The 17,889-nt window shown below is 71.9% G+C and carries 14 protein-coding genes; 6 read left to right on the top strand and 8 right to left on the bottom strand.

Going from position 1 to position 17,889, the window contains the following annotated elements; genetic code table 11:
• Nucleotides 1-43 precede the first annotated feature (43 nt).
• On the top strand, nt 44-1,183 hold the full coding sequence (locus GH747_RS05945; RefSeq protein WP_163695304.1) for a helix-turn-helix domain-containing protein: 1,140 nt from the start codon (nt 44-46) through the stop codon (nt 1,181-1,183).
• Here the strand turns inward: GH747_RS05945 and GH747_RS05940 are convergent.
• Together GH747_RS05940 and GH747_RS05935 are read right to left on the bottom strand one after the other, a co-directional pair.
• Nucleotides 1,177-3,279 (bottom strand): YhgE/Pip domain-containing protein, encoded by a 2,103-nt coding sequence (locus tag GH747_RS05940; RefSeq protein WP_163695303.1) that lies wholly within the window; start codon nt 3,277-3,279, stop codon nt 1,177-1,179. The genes GH747_RS05945 and GH747_RS05940 overlap by 7 nt on opposite strands.
• Nucleotides 3,272-6,019, bottom strand: coding sequence for an MMPL family transporter (locus tag GH747_RS05935; protein ID WP_149768567.1), 2,748 nt, complete (start codon nt 6,017-6,019; stop codon nt 3,272-3,274). The genes GH747_RS05940 and GH747_RS05935 overlap by 8 nt, the downstream gene beginning before the upstream one ends.
• Nucleotides 6,020-6,131: 112 nt before the next feature.
• Here GH747_RS05935 and GH747_RS05930 point away from each other — a divergent pair, with 112 nt between their 5' ends.
• Entirely contained in the window at nt 6,132-7,148 is a 1,017-nt protein-coding gene (locus GH747_RS05930) for a 2-dehydropantoate 2-reductase (RefSeq protein WP_149768566.1), read from the top strand.
• 23 nt (nt 7,149-7,171) lie between these two features.
• Here the strand turns inward: GH747_RS05930 and GH747_RS05925 are convergent, their stop codons facing one another.
• The 3 genes from GH747_RS05925 to GH747_RS05915 all read right to left on the bottom strand — a co-directional run bounded on the left by GH747_RS05925 (nt 7,172) and on the right by GH747_RS05915 (nt 9,414).
• The gene (locus GH747_RS05925; RefSeq protein ID WP_149768565.1) at nt 7,172-7,588 is read right to left on the bottom strand and encodes a tetratricopeptide repeat protein; all 417 of its coding nucleotides are present in this window, start codon (nt 7,586-7,588) and stop codon (nt 7,172-7,174) included.
• A gap of 105 nt (nt 7,589-7,693) precedes the next feature.
• On the bottom strand, nt 7,694-8,494 hold the full coding sequence (locus GH747_RS05920; protein ID WP_149768564.1) for an ABC transporter permease: 801 nt from the start codon (nt 8,492-8,494) through the stop codon (nt 7,694-7,696).
• On the bottom strand, nt 8,491-9,414 hold the full coding sequence (locus tag GH747_RS05915) for an ABC transporter ATP-binding protein (RefSeq protein WP_149768563.1): 924 nt from the start codon (nt 9,412-9,414) through the stop codon (nt 8,491-8,493). The genes GH747_RS05920 and GH747_RS05915 overlap by 4 nt, the downstream gene beginning before the upstream one ends.
• Before the next feature lie 68 nt (nt 9,415-9,482).
• Between GH747_RS05915 and GH747_RS05910 the strand changes: the two genes are divergently transcribed.
• The 3 genes from GH747_RS05910 to GH747_RS05900 are packed head-to-tail and all read left to right on the top strand — an operon-like array spanning nt 9,483 to nt 11,522.
• Entirely contained in the window at nt 9,483-10,088 is a 606-nt protein-coding gene (locus GH747_RS05910) for a hypothetical protein (RefSeq protein ID WP_149768562.1), read from the top strand.
• A gap of 10 nt (nt 10,089-10,098) precedes the next feature.
• Nucleotides 10,099-10,638, top strand: coding sequence for a hypothetical protein (locus tag GH747_RS05905; protein ID WP_149768561.1), 540 nt, complete (start codon nt 10,099-10,101; stop codon nt 10,636-10,638).
• A gap of 23 nt (nt 10,639-10,661) precedes the next feature.
• Nucleotides 10,662-11,522: a hypothetical protein gene (locus GH747_RS05900; RefSeq protein ID WP_149768560.1), complete on the top strand. Its 861-nt coding sequence runs from the start codon at nt 10,662-10,664 to the stop codon at nt 11,520-11,522.
• A gap of 66 nt (nt 11,523-11,588) precedes the next feature.
• On the opposite strand, the gene GH747_RS05895 is transcribed toward GH747_RS05900, so the two are convergent.
• Genes GH747_RS05895 through cysS form a run of 3 tightly spaced genes read right to left on the bottom strand, consistent with a single transcriptional unit; the run spans nt 11,589 to nt 16,572 of the window.
• Nucleotides 11,589-14,117 (bottom strand): carboxylate--amine ligase/circularly permuted type 2 ATP-grasp protein, encoded by a 2,529-nt coding sequence (locus GH747_RS05895; protein WP_149768559.1) that lies wholly within the window; start codon nt 14,115-14,117, stop codon nt 11,589-11,591.
• 56 nt (nt 14,118-14,173) lie between these two features.
• Complete coding sequence (gene rlmB, locus GH747_RS05890; protein WP_149768558.1) at nt 14,174-15,115, bottom strand: 23S rRNA (guanosine(2251)-2'-O)-methyltransferase RlmB; 942 nt, start codon at nt 15,113-15,115, stop codon at nt 14,174-14,176.
• Nucleotides 15,115-16,572 (bottom strand): cysteine--tRNA ligase, encoded by a 1,458-nt coding sequence (cysS, locus tag GH747_RS05885; RefSeq protein ID WP_149768557.1) that lies wholly within the window; start codon nt 16,570-16,572, stop codon nt 15,115-15,117. The genes rlmB and cysS overlap by 1 nt, the downstream gene beginning before the upstream one ends.
• 46 nt (nt 16,573-16,618) lie before the next feature.
• On the opposite strand from cysS, the gene GH747_RS05880 reads away from it, so the two are divergent.
• Nucleotides 16,619-17,860 (top strand): peptidase C39 family protein, encoded by a 1,242-nt coding sequence (locus GH747_RS05880; RefSeq protein ID WP_149768556.1) that lies wholly within the window; start codon nt 16,619-16,621, stop codon nt 17,858-17,860.
• Nucleotides 17,861-17,889 lie beyond the last annotated feature (29 nt).

The raw sequence follows: 17,889 nt of genomic DNA, 5'->3' as shown, positions 1-17,889 counted from the left end.
CGTCCAGTGCGCATGCTCATTGTCAGTGAGTGACAATGGCGCCATGGGTACGAGACAGCGGCTGGCCGTGCAGCGAGCGGTGGCGCGCGACGCCGACCAGGTGACCGCACGCGTGATCGGTGTCGTGCTCCGGGAGATCCCGGCGTACGCGCACGTCAGCCCGACCCAGCGCGACGAGATCGCCGCGATCGCGTCCTGGGCGCTGCAGCGCACGGTCGAGATGTGGGTCGACGAGTCGTCGATGACCGCATCGGACCTGCGCCGTTTCCGCGGGATCGGTGCCGCGCGCGCGACGGACGGCAGGCCGCTCCCGGCGATCCTTCGCGCGTACCGGATCGCTGCGGTCGAGTCCGCCGACCTGATCGTCGAGCTCGGGGCCGGGACGCTCGACGTCACCGACGTCGCCGCACTGAACCGGACGATGCTCGTCGGCGTGGACGAGCTCTCGGAGGCGTTGTTCGCCGGCTACGAGGAGGCCTCCGCGCACCTGCGTGAGGACCGCGACCGTGTGCTCGCGACACTGGCCGCCGACCTGCTCGCCGGGCGCCAGACCTCTCGCGCCGCCCTCGCCGACCGATCGACCCGGCTCGGCATCACGATCCCGAGCCGCCTCGTCCTCACCCTCACGGCACCGTCCGCAACACCGACGCCCGTGCCCCGGACCGAGTCCCCGTCTCATCCTCGGCCCTTCCACCTCACCCACGCGAGCGCCTCGCACACCGCACACCTCACGGAGGGCTTGCTCCCGCCTTCGACGGGTGGGCGGGTCGTGCTCGACGACCTCACCGTCGCCCAGCTCCCGAGGGCCTACCGGCTCGCGACCGGAGCGTACGACCACGCCCCGGCCCGGGCGTACGCGCGTAGTGGTCCGCTCGGGCTCGCGGACGTGCTCCTGGTCGCGCTGCTGGCCGGCACCGATCCTGAGGCGGGATCGGACCTTCCCGCCGCAGCGCTCGGTCCGCTGCTCGAGCCTGCGCAGGCGCACCTGCTCGACGGGCTCGCCGCCTACCTCGACCACGGTCGCGCGACCGAGGCCGCCGCTGCGCTCTCCCTGCACCCGCAGTCGGTCCGGCACCGCCTGCGCCGCGTCCGCGACCTGACGGGACGCGACCTCGACGACTCGTGGGATCGCCTCGTGGTCGATGTCGCCCGTACGGCGCTGGGCACGCGCGGCGGTCAGTGAGCCGCGGCCTCCGGCTCGGGCGAGGGCTCGCTCGTCCGGGCCGTCAACGGGAGCCGGCGTCGGCGCTTCACGGCTGACACCGCGACGGCGACGGCGACCAACGCCCACAGGACGAGCACCGCGACGACGCCGACCATCGACGTGACGGCACCTCCGGCGACCAGCTGCGTGGCGCCGTTGGTGAACGCGCTCAGGGGCATCAGCCCGTTGAGGGTGCGGAGCAGGCCGGGTGCCGTCTCGAGCGGTACGACGATGGCGAGCGCGGCGAGCTGTACGAGCAGGAGCACCACGTACGCCGCCACGCCCGCGCCCCCGAAGGCGAGCCGCAGCGCGACGGCGACGAGCGAGAACGTCACGGCCGCCAGCAGGTTCAGCAGCGTCAGCGGGACGAGTGCGTCGACGCTCGGGTAGAAGAGCAGAACCGCGGCCATCACCGCCACGGCCTGCAGCGCCGCCAGCCCGAGCACCGGCAGCGCGAAGGACCACGCGATGCGGCGCGACGAGACCGGCATCATCGCCAGGCTGCGGATCCGCTCCCGTTGCACCCCCATCGACGCCACCAGCGCGGACAGCCACAGCACCGCACCCAGCACCGCGGCGAGCAGCCAACCGTTGCCGTGCTCGGTGTGCTCGACCGAGCTCCCCAGCACGACGGGCTGGCTCACGACAGTCGCGAGGGCGTCCTGCTGCGCGGTCGAGTAGGTCGGAGACTCTGCAGCCCCCTTGGCCAGGCCGCTGCTCAAGGACTGGGCGCCCGAGTCGACCTGCTCGGCGCTGCTGGACAGCGTCGCTGCCCCCTCGACGAGAGGGGCTGCGTCCGTCGCGACCTCGTCAGTCCCGTCGGCCAGAGACCCAGCGGCGACCGCGACCTCGTCAGTGCCGTCAGCGAGGGACGTGGCGCCGGTCGCGACCTCGCGCGCACCGTCCGTCAGCGTCCCGGCGGCTGCATCGAGCGAGCGAGCACCCCCTGCCAGTCCCGCGTTGCCGCGCGCCAGTCCCTTCGCACCGCGCGCCGTGTCGGCGGTGGCCCCGGCGAGGCGCTCCGCCGCGCGCTCGGAGATCGCAGTACCCGCCGCGAGCGCGATCGCGCTGTCCCTGACCCGGCCGAGGCGCAGGCAGAGCTCCACCGAGCCTCCCGCGGCCCGGCAGTCGCGCCGGAGCGTCCGCAGGTCCCGGGCGAGCGTCTTCGCACGCGCAGCCAGGCGCGCGTCGCCCTTCGCGAGGCCGGAGGCGCCCCTCGCGACCGTTCCGGAGGCGGTCGACAGTCTCGTGCTCGCGCTGCTCAGTCTCCCGCTGCTGCGCGCCAGCGCCGACGTGCCTTCGTCGAGCTCGCGTGCGCCGGTCGCCACTCCGCCGGCGCCCGTGGCGAGCCCGTCCGCGCCTACGACGAGCGCGTCCGTCGCCTGGCTCAGCTCGTCCGCACCCGTCGCGAGCTCATCCAGCCCGCTGGCGAGGCTGTCCACACCGTCGTCGAGGGACGCCGCACCCGTGGCCAGCTCCGCCGTACCGTCGGCGAGCTGCGCCGCGCTGGAGGCTGCCTTCTGGTTCGACGACGCGATCTGGTTGAACCCCGCGTAGACGTTCTTCAGATAGCCCTGCGTCGTCTGGTTGCTGAGCGACATCGCGGCGGCGCCGGCGATCTGTGCGCTCAGGTACGGGACGGTGGTGCTCGCTGCGGCGTTGCTCTCGAGCGTCAGCTGACCCTGCGTCGGGCTCGAGGTCCCCGACGAGAGGATCGCGCTCGAGAAGTCCTCGGGGATCGTCAGGACGGCGTAGTAGTCGCCGTCTCGCAGCCCGTCCGCAGCGTCGTCGGCGTCGGTGAGGGTCCAATCGAGGTTCGGGTCCGTGGTGGTCGAGTCGGTCAGTGACGCCGTCAGCGCGCGTCCCGCCGCCATCGGCTGCGGGTCGCTGATGATCTTGTCGTTGTTGACGACCGCCACGGGGACCGTGTCCAGCTTCTCCTCGCGGTCGGCGACCGACCAGATCACGACCGCCGCCGAGACCAGCGGGAGCAGGACCCCGACGATCAGGGCTCGGCGCCAGCCACGGCGTACGCCGTCGTTGCCTGCTGCGGTGCCAGTTGCGGTGCTAGCCATCGGACAGCCTCCCGGTCTCCTGAGGAACGGTGACGATGACGGTCGCGCCCTGCTCGGCGAGCGCTGCGGCGAGCGCGTCGACGTCTGCCTGCGCGGTCGAGGCGGCGTCACCGTTGCGGGCGTGAAGCACGACGAGGCGCGCACCTGCTGCGACCGCCGTCGCAGCATCGACGCCTGCGCCGTCAACGCCGCTGCCGTCGCCCCCGAGCGCACCGACCGCGTCCGTCGCGCGGGCGACGAACTCGCGTCGTCCGCGCCGCGAGGCGGTGACCACCCGCGCGCGGTCCCGCAGCAGCTCGTCGACGTGGACGTCCGTGCGGCCCGCACCCACCCGTACGCCGGTCGAGGACCGGCTCACAGCCTCCCGCTGCTCGGGCAGGAGGAGGCCGTCGACGACGAGGATCCCGCTGTGCGCCACGCTGCGCCCGGTGAGGACGTACGCGAGCGCCTCGGCGTCGTTGCTCGCCGGCAGCGCGAGCCGGTGGACCTCCCCGGGTCGGGCGGTGATCTCGACGGGCACGTCACCCTCGCGCACGACCAGGTCCCGGGCGAGCACGGCGACCTCGCCGTGCTCGGACTCCCACTCCTGGAACGCGATCTTGCGGTGCAGGACGGCACCCTCGACGTCGACGTCCGGGATGGAGCGGTCCAACACCGCCGGGAGCCACCAGGCACGCCGTCCGAGCAGCACCATCACCGCCGGGACCAGCGTCATCCGCACCACGAACGCATCGACGAACACGCCGACGGCCAGGCCGAGCGCGATCGGCTTGATCGTCGACGACCCGCCCGGGATGAACGCGATGAAGACCGTCCCCATGATCAGCGCGGCCGCGGTGACGACACGTGCCGAGGAGACGAAGCCGACGCGCACGGCCCGCTGCGGGTCGCCCGCACGGACGTACTCCTCCCGCATCGCGCTGACGAGGAACATCTCGTAGTCCATCGCCAGTCCGAACAGGACGCCCATCACGAAGATCGGCATGAAGCTGACGACCGGCCCGGTCTCCTCCCCGAGACCGCCGAGCCACCCCCACTGGAAGACGACGACCACCGCGCCCAGCGCAGCACCGACCGACAGGAGGTAGCCGACCGTTGCCTTGAGCGGCACGGCGATCGACCGGAACACGACCATCAGCAGCAGCAGCGAGAGTCCGATGACGATCACCGCGAACGGCAGCAGCGCGGCTGCGAGCCGGTCGGAGACGTCGATGTTGATCGCGGTCTGACCCGTGACCATGATGTCGCCGACGCCGAGCTGCTTCTCCCACCCCGGCGACATCGCGCGGAGCGTCTCCACCAGCGCCTTCGTCGACGGCGCGGTCTGCCCCGCCGACGGGATGACCTGGATGAGCGCGGTGTCACCCCCCTCGTTCGGGGTGGCGAGCGTGATGTCGACGACGTCCGGCACCTTCGCGATGGCAGCTGCCAGGTCGTTCACGGTGTCGGTGGGATCGGAGCTCGTGATGACGTCGGCGGTGACCGACAACGGGGCGTTGTAGCCCTCGCCGAAGGTCGCGGTGATGTCGTCGTACGTCTCGCGCGCCGCCGACGAGGGCGGCGCGGTGCTGTTGTCGGGGAGGGCGAGCTCCAGCTCGCTCGCGGGCCGTGCGGCGAGGATCAGCAGCACGAGCACGACCAGGATCGTCACCGCAGGGAAGCGCGTGGTCGCCGCGACCCAACGGGCCGAGAACGGAGTCCCTGCCGACTCCTGCCGCGTCGCCTGCCTCCGGCGCGACCGCTTCTGACGCGGGCGGAGCCGCTCACCGAACAGCAGCGCGATCGCGGGGAGCAGGGTGAGGGCGAGGGTCACCGCGACCGCGACCGCCAGCGCGGCGGCGACCCCCATCACGGTGAGCACCGGGATCCGGGCGACGGCCAGGCCGGTCAGGGCGATGATCACCGTCGCGCCGGCGAAGACCACGGCACTGCCGGCGGTCGCCATCGCGCGCCGCATCGCCTCAGGAGGGTCGAGTCCCTCGGCGAGGTGCCGCCGATGGCGCGACAGGATGAACAGCGCGTAGTCGATGCCGACGGCGAGCCCGAGCATCTCCGCGAGCGTGGGCGCCGTGCTCGACACGGTCGTGAGCCACGACGCGATGACGACGGTGCTCAGCGTCACCAGGACGCCGAACAACGACGTGACCACCGGCATCCCGGCCGCGAGCAGCGAGCCGAACGTGACCGCGAGGATCACGAAGGAGATGAACAGGCCGATCAGCTCCGGCACGCGGCTCGGCTCGGCATCGGGCTTGTACGCGTCGCCGCCGACCGAGGTCGTGACGGCGGACGACGGAGGCTCTGCGGCGCGTTCGACCGCACCGAGGGTGGACTCCGACGGGACCTTGTCGTCGAAGCGGATCGACGCGAGGGTCGCGGTCTGGTCCTGCGACACCACCGGGTCGGTGGCAGTGAGCGGATTGCTGACGGCGACGCCGGGCACCTTGCCGACGGCCTCGACGATCTCCGCGACGTCTGTGGACGGCGCGGAGTCGGTGATCTTGCCGGCGGTCGCCGTCACGAGGAGCTGCCCGCTCGTCCCGGTCTGCCCGAACCTGTCGGCGAGCAAGTCCTGCCCCTCCTGCGACTGCGTGCCCGGGACGGAGAACGCGTCGTCGTACTGGTCTCCCAGCGCGGCCGACGTGCCCATCACGGTCACGATCACGAGGAACCACGCGGCGACGACGGTGCCACGTCGGGCAGCGATCAGCCCGCCGAGGCGATACAGGAACAGCGACACGGCACCTCCCCCAGGTGTCCACGTGCCTCGATGATCCCTTGAGGCCTCCGGCTGAGGCCCCGACTTTCAGACGACCGCCCCTCGGCGACGGCCGCTGGGCTATCGTGCGGCGGTGCCTCGAATCTGCGTGTACGGAGCCGGCAGCATCGGCTGCTACGTCGGCGGGCGGCTCGCCGCCGCGGGAGCGGACGTCGTCCTCGTGGGGCGAGAGCGGGTGCGGGCGACGATCGGCGACGGCGGTCTTCGCCTGACCGACTACCTCGGCGCCGACGTACGCGCGGACGCGCCGTTCGTCGTGGACCGCGACGGTCCTGGCGCGGTCCACGACGCCGACCTCGTCCTCGTCACGGTGAAGTCTGCAGCAACCGAGCAGGTCGCCGCGACGCTTGCGCCGGTGCTGCGCGACGACGCGGTCGTCGTCAGTCTCCAGAACGGGCTCAGCAACGCCGACGTGCTCGGCGCCGCACTCCCCGGACGGACGGTGCTCGCGGGCATGGTCCCGTTCAACGTCGTCAATCTCGGCGGGGGCGCGTTCCACCAGGGCTCCGAGGGCGCGATCGAGGTGCAGGACGACGCGCACCTGGCGCCGTACGAGTCAGCCTTCGCCGCGGCGGGCCTTCCGCTGAAGCGGCGCGACGACATGGGTGCCGTCCTCCGCGCGAAGCTCCTGCTCAACCTCAACAACGCGATCAACGCGCTCGCCGGCATCCCGCTCAAAGCAGAGCTGTCCCAGCGCGCGTACCGGCGCTGTCTCGCGCTCGCCCAGCGCGAGGCATACGAGACGTTCCGGGCGGCGGACGCCAGCATCGCCCGTGTGACACCGCTACCGCCTGGTCTCATCCCGCGCCTGCTGGTGATGCCCGACCGCGTGTACGCGGCGGTGGCCGGCAAGACGCTCGCGATCGATCCCGTCGCGCGATCGTCCATGTGGGAGGACCTCGAGGCCGGGCGCACCACGGAGATCGACTGGATCAACGGCGAGGTCGTACGCCTCGCGCAGTCGCTCGGCCGCACGGCGCCGGTCAACGCACGGCTCGTTGCGCTGATCCGTGCCGCAGAAGCAGGAGGTCCGCGAGCCTGGTCGGGTGACGACCTGCTCGCGGACCTCCGTACGGCATCAGGACGCTAGGCGTCCGACTGCGTTGCTCGCCGTCAGCGCGGCTCGTCCGCCGGGACGAGGCGGGGACGCCTGTCCTGGTCGGGAGTGAGCGCCGACGCCATCCGGTGGTAGACAGCGCCCTCGCGGTGGCGCGACTGCCTGTCCAGCGCCAGCCCCAGGGCGACGTGGGCCCACCCGCTGGTCGGCTCGAGCTCGATGAGCCGGCGGAACGCGTCCTCGGCCGGGCGCAGCAGCGCAGCGGCGAAGTAGGCGCGTCCCAACAGCTCCCAGGCCGCCGCGTTGTTCGGCTCCTGCTCGACGACGCCCTTGAGCATCTTGATCGCGTCCCCCGGGTGCCGCTGCGCGAGCATCTCCTCAGCGCGACGGAACCGGTCGTACAGCGACATCTCGGCGATCATCGCGTCGTTGAAGATCGGCTTCAGGATCAGGGGACGGAAGTCCTCGGTCATCTGGCGCACCTCCTCGGGGGCGTCGGGGGTTCACCGCACTCAACGGCGGGCCGCCCCTCCCCATTCCCCGACGGTACGCCGCTGGTGGCCGCTCCCGCGGGTCCGTCAGGTGATGTCGCGTCGGAGTGTCGTGAACCGGCCGATCAGCGCGAGCACCAGGCCGTACGCGAGGAAGACCAGCGCACCCGGCACCCGGCCGAGCAGGTCCGACATGCCCAGCGACGCGTACGTGCTGGCACCGACGAGCGCCTCCGACGCCGCGCCCGGAAGGAACTTCGCCACGCCTTCGAGCGCGTCGACCGCACTCAGCCCGAGGCGGACGATCGGCTCGACGAACTGCGTGAACGCGAGCACGACGACGATCGCCGCCACCTGGTTCGTGATGAGTGTGCCGACACCGACCCCGACGAACGCCCAGATCGCCAGAGCGACCACCGACAGCGCGACCGGCACGAGGACGTCGCTGCTGCCGAGGTAGGCGCCGTCGCCGCGCCAGCTCAGGATCGGCGCACCGGCGGCGACGCTCGACAGCGTGCCGACGAGCCCGAACGCCAGGCCGATCACCGTGGCCGACAGCAGCTTGGCCCCGAGGAAGACGCTGCGCCGCGGATCGGCGAGCAGCGCAGGCGTGATCGTCTGGTAGCGGAACTCCGATGTCATCGCGATCGCACCCGCGAGCAGCGGGAAGACGTAGCCGAGCGCGTTGCCGAGGGTGTAGACGGTCAGCGCCGCGTCCGTGCCGTGGAGGATCGTGGCGCCCGCGCCCGCATCGCCGGGCTCGATCGTGACCGAGAACGCCATCACCACGGCGAGGAACGCCATGTAGGCGGCCATCACGAGAAGAAGGACCCACCACAGTCGAGTGGAGGTCCACTTGCGCAGCTCCGAGGTCAGCGCGGCCTTCATGCGGCCACCTCCGTCGTCTCGACGGCGCCGCCGGCGGCCTGCCCGGTGAGCGACAGGAACACGTCCTCGAGCTCGACGACCTGCTGAGTCAGCGCGTGCAGCTCGACACCGGCGGCGAACGCAGCCGCACCGACCTCGGCCGCCGTCACCCCCTCGACCTCGAACCCGCGCACGCCGTCGCGGGAAGGCGCGTACGCCCATCCGCGTCCGTCGAGCGCCGCCCTCAGGGCGCTTTCGTCGGGTGACGCCACCTCGACGTGGCGGGTGGCCATCGCGGCGAGGTCGGCCAGCGGGGAGGCGTGCACGAGCCGTCCGCCCGCGATGATGACGACGTCGTCGACGGTCTGCTGGACCTCCGACAGCACATGGCTGGAGACGAGGACCGTACGACCCTGGCCGGCGAAGTAGCGGAGCAGCTCGCGCAGCCACCGGATGCCGCCGGGATCGAGGCCGTTCGCCGGCTCGTCGAGCACGAGCACCTGCGGATCGCCCAGCAGCGTCGTCGCCAGCGCGAGCCGCTGACGCATGCCGAGCGAGAACCCGCCGACGCGTCGCTTCGCAGCCTCGGACAGTCCGACCATGTCGAGGATCTCGCGACACCGCTGATCGGTCACCCCGACCTGCGGCGCGAACACGCGCAGGTGGTCGAGCGCCGTCCGGCCCGGATGGAAGCTCGCGGCCTCGAGCGCCGCACCGACGACCCGGCCGGGCTGCGCGATGTCGGCGTACGCGCGTCCGTCGATCGTGGCGCTGCCCGACGTCGGCGCGACGAGGCCGAGGAGCATGCGCAAGGTGGTGGTCTTGCCGGCGCCGTTGGGGCCGAGGAAACCGGTGACGACGCCGGGACGAACCGTGAAGCTGAGGTCGTCGACGGCCCGCACGGTGCCGAAGGTCTTGGTCAGGTGGTCGACAGAGATCATCCCTCCCCACGCTATCGGACCCGCCGCCGTCAGCGCCGCGCCCCCTGAGGCCACTACGCTCACCGGTCATGACGCATCCCGGCGACACCCCCGAGCCACGCAGCACCTCGTACGACTCCCCCACCAGCACGTACGCCACGACGCCTCCACCGCAGCACGCGGGCCCGCCGGAGCAGCGTCCGTACCCTTCCGACTCCACCCCGCCGTACGGGATCCCGAAGGTCGACGAGTCGTCGTCCGGAGGCGCCGCACGCCACGTCGTCAGCCTGTTCGCGGGACTCGTCCTGCCGCCGCTGGCGTACCTCGGCTTCGACTGGGCGTTCGGGCGCTACTGGTTGGAGCTCAACCAGTTCCGTGACGCGAACGACCGTGCGCTCTGGCCCTTCGCGGTGATCGCCATCGGCGCTCTGCTGCTCCTCCTGGTCGCCGCGGCCGGGCGGTTGTCACCGGTCGGGCCGGCGATCGCGGCCGTCCTGTACGGCGCCCTTCCCGCCGTCGCCGTCGTCGCCTTCCGCAACGACATCGTCCGCGCGGGCATGGAGATCCGTGACTGGGACGTGGTCTACAACTACGCGCTCGTGAACGTGCCGTTCTACGGGATCGTCCTCTTCCCGACCGTCGCCGCGCTCCTCCTCGGCACGGCGATCGCGTCTGCCGGCCGGCGCCGACGGTAGAGCAGGACCGATGGCGACGCTGCTCCTGGCGCGCAGCCCGGGCGACGCGGGGTTCCTGCTACGTAAGACCATGCGGCTCGACGACGTCGCCGTAGCGCGCCTGCGTCCGGGCGAGCGGGTCCGGGTCACACTCGCGCCAGGGACGTACGTCGTACAGGCGACGTCCGGTGGTTCGACCTGTGCGCCCGTCACCCTCAACCTCGGCGACGGCCACAGCGCTCGAGTGATCGCGGAGCACGGCCAGCTGGGCGAGTCGTGGAATGCGGCCCGAATGCTCCAGCTCCGCGTCCGACACGAGTCGGTAGAGCGGGAGGTGAGCCTGGCACGGGAGGTCAGCGCCGACGGCTCGGACGCCCCTCCTCCGTCGCGACGGAGGCTCCTTTGGACCGGCGCCTCCGTAGTGATCGGCCTGCTTGTCCTCTGCCAGGCTGTGGTGGACACCGTCCACGGGAGACCAGGCCTGCTCGTCGTCCTCGGCGTCACGGCCGCGGTCGGATGCCTCGTTGGTGAGGCCGCGCGCCGTGCGGCGCGGCGGGAGGAGGGACGTTGAGTGACACCCGGTCGTACCGAGTCGTGACGCTGGCGGTGCTCGCAGGCCTCGTCGGTCTGATGACCCTGCCACTCGTCGACGCGGCGAGCCTCCTCCATCTTCGCGACATCCTCGACGGACCCGACATCGTGGAGCGCCGGGCGGTCATCGATCCTCGTTCCAGCATGATCGTCTGGGCCACGGCCGCACTCCTGGGGGCAGTCGCCTGGTCCGCGCGCTGGTCGCCCACGGCTCCGCTCTCGGCCGCTGCTGGCGTGGCTGCGACCTGGACGGCCTTAGCCCTCTTCCCGGACTCGGTGGGCCGCGTCGGCGATTCCCTCGAGCCACTTCTGTGGGACGACGCCTTCGGCCACCTCCTTGATGTCGGCTTTGCTTCAGGCCCCGTGATCGTTGCCGTGCTTCTCGGGAGCGCGGCCGCCGTCGCGCCAGGCGGATGGCCCCGGAGCAGAACGACCGGGGCATCGCTGCTGACGGCACTCGCGGCGCCGTTCCTCGCCGGGGGCACGATGCTGGCACTCGATCGATGCCTGGCCAACCGCCACGAGGAGATCTCGTGGGGGTCAGCCCTCGGCAGAGAGCTCGCTCTGCTCGATGCCAGCCTCGGCTGGGCGGTCGTTGCCGCAGTCCTGATACTCCTCGTGGCGGCTTCCGCGCGCATCTCGGTCGCCGGCCCCCTCACCGCCGCAGCCGCACTCCTGGCTGCGTGGGTGGTCGTGGTGACGAAAGCGGGTGATCTCACCGTTGCGGCCGTCACCCGGACCGATGGGGTGTTCGGGGTGTTCCCCGGGCTGGGCGGCTACGGGATCACGCTTGGCTATCTGGTCTTTCCGCTGCTCGCGGCTGTCCTCCTCGGCACGGCCGCTTCGCAAATCCGCCGCGCCTGACGCAAGACGTGCAGGTCCGACCTGACGACGGTCGGAACTGCACGTCGTGGATGCGAGTCGTCGCCGTCAGTCCGCGACGATCCAGGTGTCCTTCCCGCCGCCGCCCTGCGTGCTGTTGACGATGAGGCTGCCCGGCCCGGCAACCCGGGTCAGACCGACCGGGAGTGCACGGACCTGGTCCGGTCCCGTGCCGGTGACGTGCACGAAGATCCGCAGGTCCACGCGCCGCGGCTGCAACGTCGTCCCGTCGAAGGTGGGGTGCGAGCTGAGCGAGACCGTCTCCTGAGCGACCCAGCCACCGGTGTCCTCCCGGATCGCTCGACGGCGGTCGGCGATCTCGGCGGTCGACGCCAGTGGCCCGACGAGGACACCGTGCCCACCGTGCCCGCCGACCGGCTTCGTCACGAGCTCGTCGATCCGGTCGAGGACGATGCGACGCTCGGTCTCGTCGTCGGTGCGGTAGGTCGGGACGGAGTCGAGGAGCGGGCGCTCATCCAGGTAGTACGCGATCAGCTCGGGCACCACGCGGTAGGTCGCCTTGTCGTCGGCGACCCCGTTGCCCGGGGCGTTGGCAAGGAGCACCCCGCCGGCGGCGGCCACGTCGAGGATCTCCTTGCCGAGAGGATGCCCGTCGTCGGTCCGCAGCTCGACCAGCGTCTCGTCGAGCCGGACGTAGAGGGCGTCGAGCGGGCGGCCGTCCGCGACGAGCCGCACCCGCCCGTCCTCGACGACCAGGTCCGCCGCGACCACGAGGTCCAGCCCGGCGGCGTCCGCGAGCCGCCGGTGCTCGTACCACGAGATGCTCGACGGCCCGCTCGACAGCAGGGCCAGCGCTCCGGTGCCGTCCTCGCCGGCACAACGTCGCAGGGTCTCGCCCAGCACGGGCAACGAGGCTCGCGGATCGACGAGCCCGGCAGGTCGCGGCAGGTCGGGGAGGACCTCGTCGAGCATCTCGCGTGCGGCGACGGCGAACGCGAGGCCGCTCGGGTTGCGGAGGTTGTCCTCCAGTACCCGCCACTCGCCGCGCTCGTCGCGGACGAGGTCGAAGCCCATGACCGGTGCCCGCACCACGTCGTGGGGGAGCCGCTTCCCGTCGTCGCTCCAGCCGGGGCACGTGACCAGGTCGGACTCAGTGACGATGCCGTCCTTGACCACCTGCGCCGGGCCGTACACGTCCTGGAGGAAGCACTCGAGCGCTCTGGCTCGCTGCTCCAGGCCGGCGCTGAGCTCCGCCCACTCGTGCGCGTTGACGACCCGGGGCACGAGGTCGACGTCGAACCGTCCCGTGTCGCCCTTGACCGTCACGATGAGCCCCTCGCGCTCGGCCCAGGCGTCCCGTCGCGCCTCGGCGTCGGCCAGCTCAGCCGGGTCGAGCTCCCGCAGTCGTGCGATGACGTCCTCGTAGGCGGCTCGGGGTCGTGCCCCCAGTCCGATCGCCTCGTCGCCGGCCCGAGCAGGGTACGTACGGAGCGCCGGGACGTGGGGCGGCTTGCCCCCGGGCGGGCCGTGGGTCTCCTCGACGACGAGGTCCATCACGTCGTCGAGCCGACCCCGTTCGGCGAAGGCAGCCCGCTGCCGATCGGCGGAGCTGCCCCGCGCGAGGGTGTCCTCCGCGAGCTCGGCAACCTCCCGGAAGTCCCCGAGATCCTCGAGCTGGGGTCGCAGACGAGCGATGAGCGCCCGCACGGCGTCGGCGGCGGGAACCGGCTCGGGATGGACGACCGGAGTGAGCAGCTTCCCCGCCAGGCCGTTGCGTGCTGCCTGCCAGGTCGCCGCGCGGTGCAGCGGACCGGACATCGGGGCGAACGGCGCCCCGCGCTCGATCTCCTGCTCGGCCTCGCGCACCAGCGCTCGGAAGATCCCGGCGACCAGCACGGCGTCGTCGACGACCGGGCAGGCGTCGCAGACCCGCAGCTCGAGGGTGGGCGCGTGGGACGACGGGCGGACGTCGAAGTACGCCATCTTCGCGTCGGCGATCACGCCGGTGCGCACGAGGTCGGCGACCAGCTCGTCGTACGCGTCGGCCGATGCGAGCACGGGCAGGCTCCCCGTGCTGGGCCAGCGCTGCCAGATCATCGTCCGCATGCTCGCGTAGCCGGTGTCCTCCTCGTTCCAGTACGGCGAGCTCGCCGACAGCGCCAGCAGGATCGGGAGGTCACGTGTGACGCGCTGCGCGATCTCGACGGCGAGGTCCCGGTCGGAGACCCCGACGTGGACCTGCGTGCCGCAGATGAGCTGCTCGTCCACCAGCAGCCTGTACTGGTCGTGCATGCGGCCGAAACGACCGGTCGCGGTGAGCTCGAAGTCGTCCCCGTACGCCGAGCGCGCGGCGGTGCCGACCGCTGCGACGCCCAGCCCCTCGGCGCCGGCGACGTCGATGAGCTGCCGCCGCAGCCGCAGGATCTCGTCGCGCAGGCCGGACAGCGACGTCACCACCTCGGTGTTCGTCTCCACCGTGGAGCGCTGGAGCTCGGCCGAGAAGCTCTCGCTCGGCAGCCGCGACAGCAGCTGCGGCGCCGACGCGGACAGCGTCCGGCGCTCGAGGTCGACGAGGTGGAGCTCTTCTTCGGCACCCAGGGTCAGCTCAGCTGTCATCTGGCCAACCTAGGCGTCCGGGCCGCCTCGAACCGATCGCGAGAGGACCGGGCGGGCTACGCCTGCCGTTTCTGGTCGATCGCGTACAGCGCGATGCCCGCTGCGACCCCGGCATTGAGCGACTCCAGCGACGACGCCATCGGGATCGACACCAGCTGGTCGCAGGTCTCTGCGACGAGTCGCGACAGCCCCTTGCCCTCGCTGCCGACGACGAGCACGAGCGGACCGTCAGCGAGGTCGAGGTCCGGCAGCGACACCTCACCGTCGGCGGCGAGCCCGACGACCATCAGGCCCTCGTCGGCGTACGCCTTGAGCTGGCGCGTGAGGTTCGTGGCACGCGCCACCGGCACGCGCGCGGCAGCACCGGCCGACGTCTTCCACGCCGACGCGGTCATGCCGGCCGCGCGGCGCTCCGGGATGACGACGCCGTGGGCACCGAAGCCGGATGCGCTGCGGATGATCGCCCCGAGGTTGCGCGGATCGGTGATGCTGTCGACGACCACGATCAGCGGCACCTGACCGGCGTCCTGTGCGGCGACCAGCAGGTCGTCCGGGTGGGCGTACTCGTACGGCGGCAGCTTGGCCGCGACGCCCTGGTGCACCGCGCTGTCGGTAAACCGGTCGAGCTCCTGCTTGGTCGCATCGAGGACCGACAGGCGGCGGTCGACGGCGATCGACAGGATCTCGCGGACGCGGTCGTCCCGGTCGATGCCCTCCGCGATGTAGAGCGTGGAGACCGGCACGTCCGCGCGCAGCACCTCGAGCACGGAGTTGCGACCGGCCGCCCACTCGCCCTCGTCACCGCGCTTGCGGGGCGCGGACGGGCGGCGCTTCTCAGCTGCCTTCGCCATCTTGTACTTCTTGTGGTTCGGGCGCTCCTCGGCCTTCGGCGTCGGTCCCTTGCCCTCGAGCCCACGGCGCCGGTGGCCGCCGGTCCCGACCGACGCGCCCTTCTTGCTCTTGTTGATCGCGCCGCGGCGCTGGCTGTTCCCGGCCATCAGGTCTCTCGTCCCTTGTTCACGTCGTCCCCGCCGACCGACCATCGCGGTCCTGCAGGGGTGTCCTCGACCTCGACCCCAGCTGCCTTCAGCTGGTCGCGGACGCGGTCCGCGGTGGCGAAGTCCTTCTCGGCCCTTGCTGCCGTGCGCTGCTCGAGCAGCGCGTCGATCAAGGTCCCGAGCGCCTTCCGTTCGGCGCCGGACCCCTCGGAGGTCTCGGCCCACTGGGCGGCGTACGGGTCGAGCCCGAGAACGTCCAGCATGCGCCGTACAGAAGCAAGTGTGCTGACCAGGGCAAAACGCTCGCTCTCACCAGCGGCGAGCTGCTTGTTGCCCTCGCGGACGAGCTCCTGGATCTGCGCCAGCGCGGTCGGCACGGCCAGGTCGTCGTCCATGGCTGCGGCGAACCCCGGCGTCACCCCACCACCGAGCTCGACGAGGTCGGTGGCTGCGCCGGTCGCCTCGGTCGCGCGGCGGACGAAACCCTCGATGCGCTGGTACGTCGTCGCCGCCTCCGCGAGCGACTCCTCCGTGTAGTCGATCACCGAGCGGTAGTGCGCCGCGACCAGGTAGTAGCGCACGTCGATCGGCCGGAACCGCCGGACGACCTCGCTGACGAGAAGCGAGTTGCCGACGGACTTGCTCATCTTCTCGCCGCCGATGCGCACCAGCTGGTTGTGCATCCAGGAGCGGGCGAACGGCATCCCGGCCGCACGCGCCTGGGCGAGCTCGTTCTCGTGGTGCGGGAACCGCAGGTCGATGCCACCGCCGTGGATGTCGAACTCCGTGCCGAGGTACTTGGTGGCCATCGCCGAGCACTCGATGTGCCAGCCGGGTCGGCCGCGCCCCCAGGGCGAGGGCCACGACGCCGTCTCCGGCTCCCCCTCCTTGTGGCCCTTCCACAGCGCGAAGTCGCGCGGGTCGCGCTTGCCACGCGGATCAGCGTCCTCGGCGTCCCGCATGTCGTCGACCTTCTGGTTCGACAGCTCGCCGTAGTCGGCCCACGAGCGGACGTCGAAGTAGACGTCCCCGGAGCCGTCGGGCGCCGCGTAGGCGTGCCCGCGGTCGATCAGCGTCGCGACGAGCTCGAGGATCTCGGGCACGTGCCCGGTGGCGCGCGGCTCGTACGTCGGTGGCAGGCAGCCCAGCACGTCGTACGCGGCGTGGAGCGCGCGCTCGTTCGCGTAGGCGACCGACCACCACGGGCGGCCCTCCTCGGCACCCTTCGCGAGGATCTTGTCCTCGATGTCGGTGACATTGGCGACGAGCGTCACCTCGTAGCCCTGCTGGGTCAGCCACCGCCGCAGGACGTCGAAGACGACCTCCTTGCGGATGTGACCCAGGTGCGGCGGACCCTGCACGGTCAGCCCACAGTGGTAGATGCCTACTCGTCCGTCGACGAGGGGCACGAAGGGCTCTGTCCGCGTCGTCGCGGAGTCGTAGAGGCGCAGGGTCACGCTGACCAGGGTAGTGGCTCTGGCCGATCCGACTTAGCATCGATCAATGCGCGACCTCCCGGCTCGAACCCGCGTGGTCCTCGCCCTCGTCGTCTCGGGGGCGCTCGTCGGCGCGTTCGCTGCGCCGGCGGAGGCCGCCACCACCCGCATCGCCTCGCAGCGCTGGACCAGCACGGCCCAGCTCGCGGCCGGCACCTCCGCCGGGACGACGGTCTCGGCCGGCGCCGTACGGTTCGGCCGCGCCGCGGGACGCACGACGATCGCCGGTCGGTCGTACGAGAAGGCGCGCTGGACGTCACCGTGGGCTGCGACCGGGTTCGGCGCGGACGAGGTCGTCCCGTCCTGGAACGCCCGTACCCCGGGCAGGTCGGTCGTGGTCGTGTCCGTCCGGGTCCGTGACACCGGCGGGCGGACCGGCAGCTGGGACACACTCGCGCGCTGGGCCGAGAAGGAGACGGTGGTCCGCCGGTCGTCCGGCGCCACGCAGGCCGACGACGTCGCACGGGTCGTGACGGACACGGTCCGCGCGAACGGCTCCCGCCGGATCGCAGCCTGGCAGGTCCGGGTGACGCTGCTGCGGCCGAAGGGGACGACCACCAAGCCACGGCTGTTGTCCGTCGGCGCGGTCGCCTCGGTCGCCGCCAGGACGTCGCGCCCCACGTCGGCGACGACGATGACGCGCACCGTCGAGCTGGCGGTGCCCCGCTACTCGCAGATGCTGCACCGACGTCAGTACCCCCGCTACGACGGCGGCGGGGCCGCCTGGTGCTCGCCCACGTCGACGACGATGGTCCTGCGCAGCCTCGGCAAAGGTCCGACCAAGGGCCAGTACGCGTGGGTCCGCAAGGGCATCAAGCAGCGCTACGTCGTCCACGGGGCCCGCCGGACGTACGACACCCGCTACGGCGGCACCGGCAACTGGGGCTTCAACACCGCGTACGCCGGCAGCCGCGGCGCCGACGCCTTCGTGACACGTCTGGCCTCCCTCCGAGAAGCCGAGGCGTTCGTGAAGGCAGGGATCCCGCTGGTCGCCTCGGTCCGCTTCGGACCAGGCGGGCTCTCCGGAGCGCCGATCCGGTCGACAGCGGGCCACCTCCTGGTGATCCGCGGCTTCACCGCCGCGGGCAACGTGATCGTCAACGATCCGGCTGCCCCGAGGCCCAGCACCGTCCGCCGGGTGTACTCCCGAGCCCAGTTCGAGCGGGCCTGGCGCACGGGGAGCGGCGGCACGGCGTACGTCATCCGGACCGGCAGGTCGCTTCCCGTCCTGCCGGGCCACCATTGGTGACGTGGCGGCCACCGGGCATGCCGCGGGCC

Origin of the sequence: Mumia xiangluensis, from assembly GCF_010994095.1 — a bacterium.
In the GTDB taxonomy this organism is placed as follows: domain Bacteria; phylum Actinomycetota; class Actinomycetes; order Propionibacteriales; family Nocardioidaceae; genus Mumia; species Mumia xiangluensis.
Note: the sequence above shows the minus strand (reverse complement) of the source record. Positions and strands in the feature narration are given on the sequence as shown.

Excerpts from the sequence above, each read along its gene's own strand:
- GH747_RS05945 (WP_163695304.1), top strand. The coding sequence starts at position 44 with ATGGGTACGAGACAGCGGCTGGCCGTGCAGCGAGCGGTGGCGCGCGAC.
- GH747_RS05940 (WP_163695303.1), bottom strand. The coding sequence starts at position 3,279 with ATGGCTAGCACCGCAACTGGCACCGCAGCAGGCAACGACGGCGTACGC.
- GH747_RS05925 (WP_149768565.1), bottom strand. The coding sequence starts at position 7,588 with ATGACCGAGGACTTCCGTCCCCTGATCCTGAAGCCGATCTTCAACGAC.
- GH747_RS05920 (WP_149768564.1), bottom strand. The coding sequence starts at position 8,494 with ATGAAGGCCGCGCTGACCTCGGAGCTGCGCAAGTGGACCTCCACTCGA.
- GH747_RS05915 (WP_149768563.1), bottom strand. The coding sequence starts at position 9,414 with ATGATCTCTGTCGACCACCTGACCAAGACCTTCGGCACCGTGCGGGCC.
- GH747_RS05910 (WP_149768562.1), top strand. The coding sequence starts at position 9,483 with ATGACGCATCCCGGCGACACCCCCGAGCCACGCAGCACCTCGTACGAC.
- GH747_RS05905 (WP_149768561.1), top strand. The coding sequence starts at position 10,099 with ATGGCGACGCTGCTCCTGGCGCGCAGCCCGGGCGACGCGGGGTTCCTG.
- GH747_RS05895 (WP_149768559.1), bottom strand. The coding sequence starts at position 14,117 with ATGACAGCTGAGCTGACCCTGGGTGCCGAAGAAGAGCTCCACCTCGTC.
- rlmB (WP_149768558.1), bottom strand. The coding sequence starts at position 15,115 with ATGGCCGGGAACAGCCAGCGCCGCGGCGCGATCAACAAGAGCAAGAAG.
- GH747_RS05880 (WP_149768556.1), top strand. The coding sequence starts at position 16,619 with ATGCGCGACCTCCCGGCTCGAACCCGCGTGGTCCTCGCCCTCGTCGTC.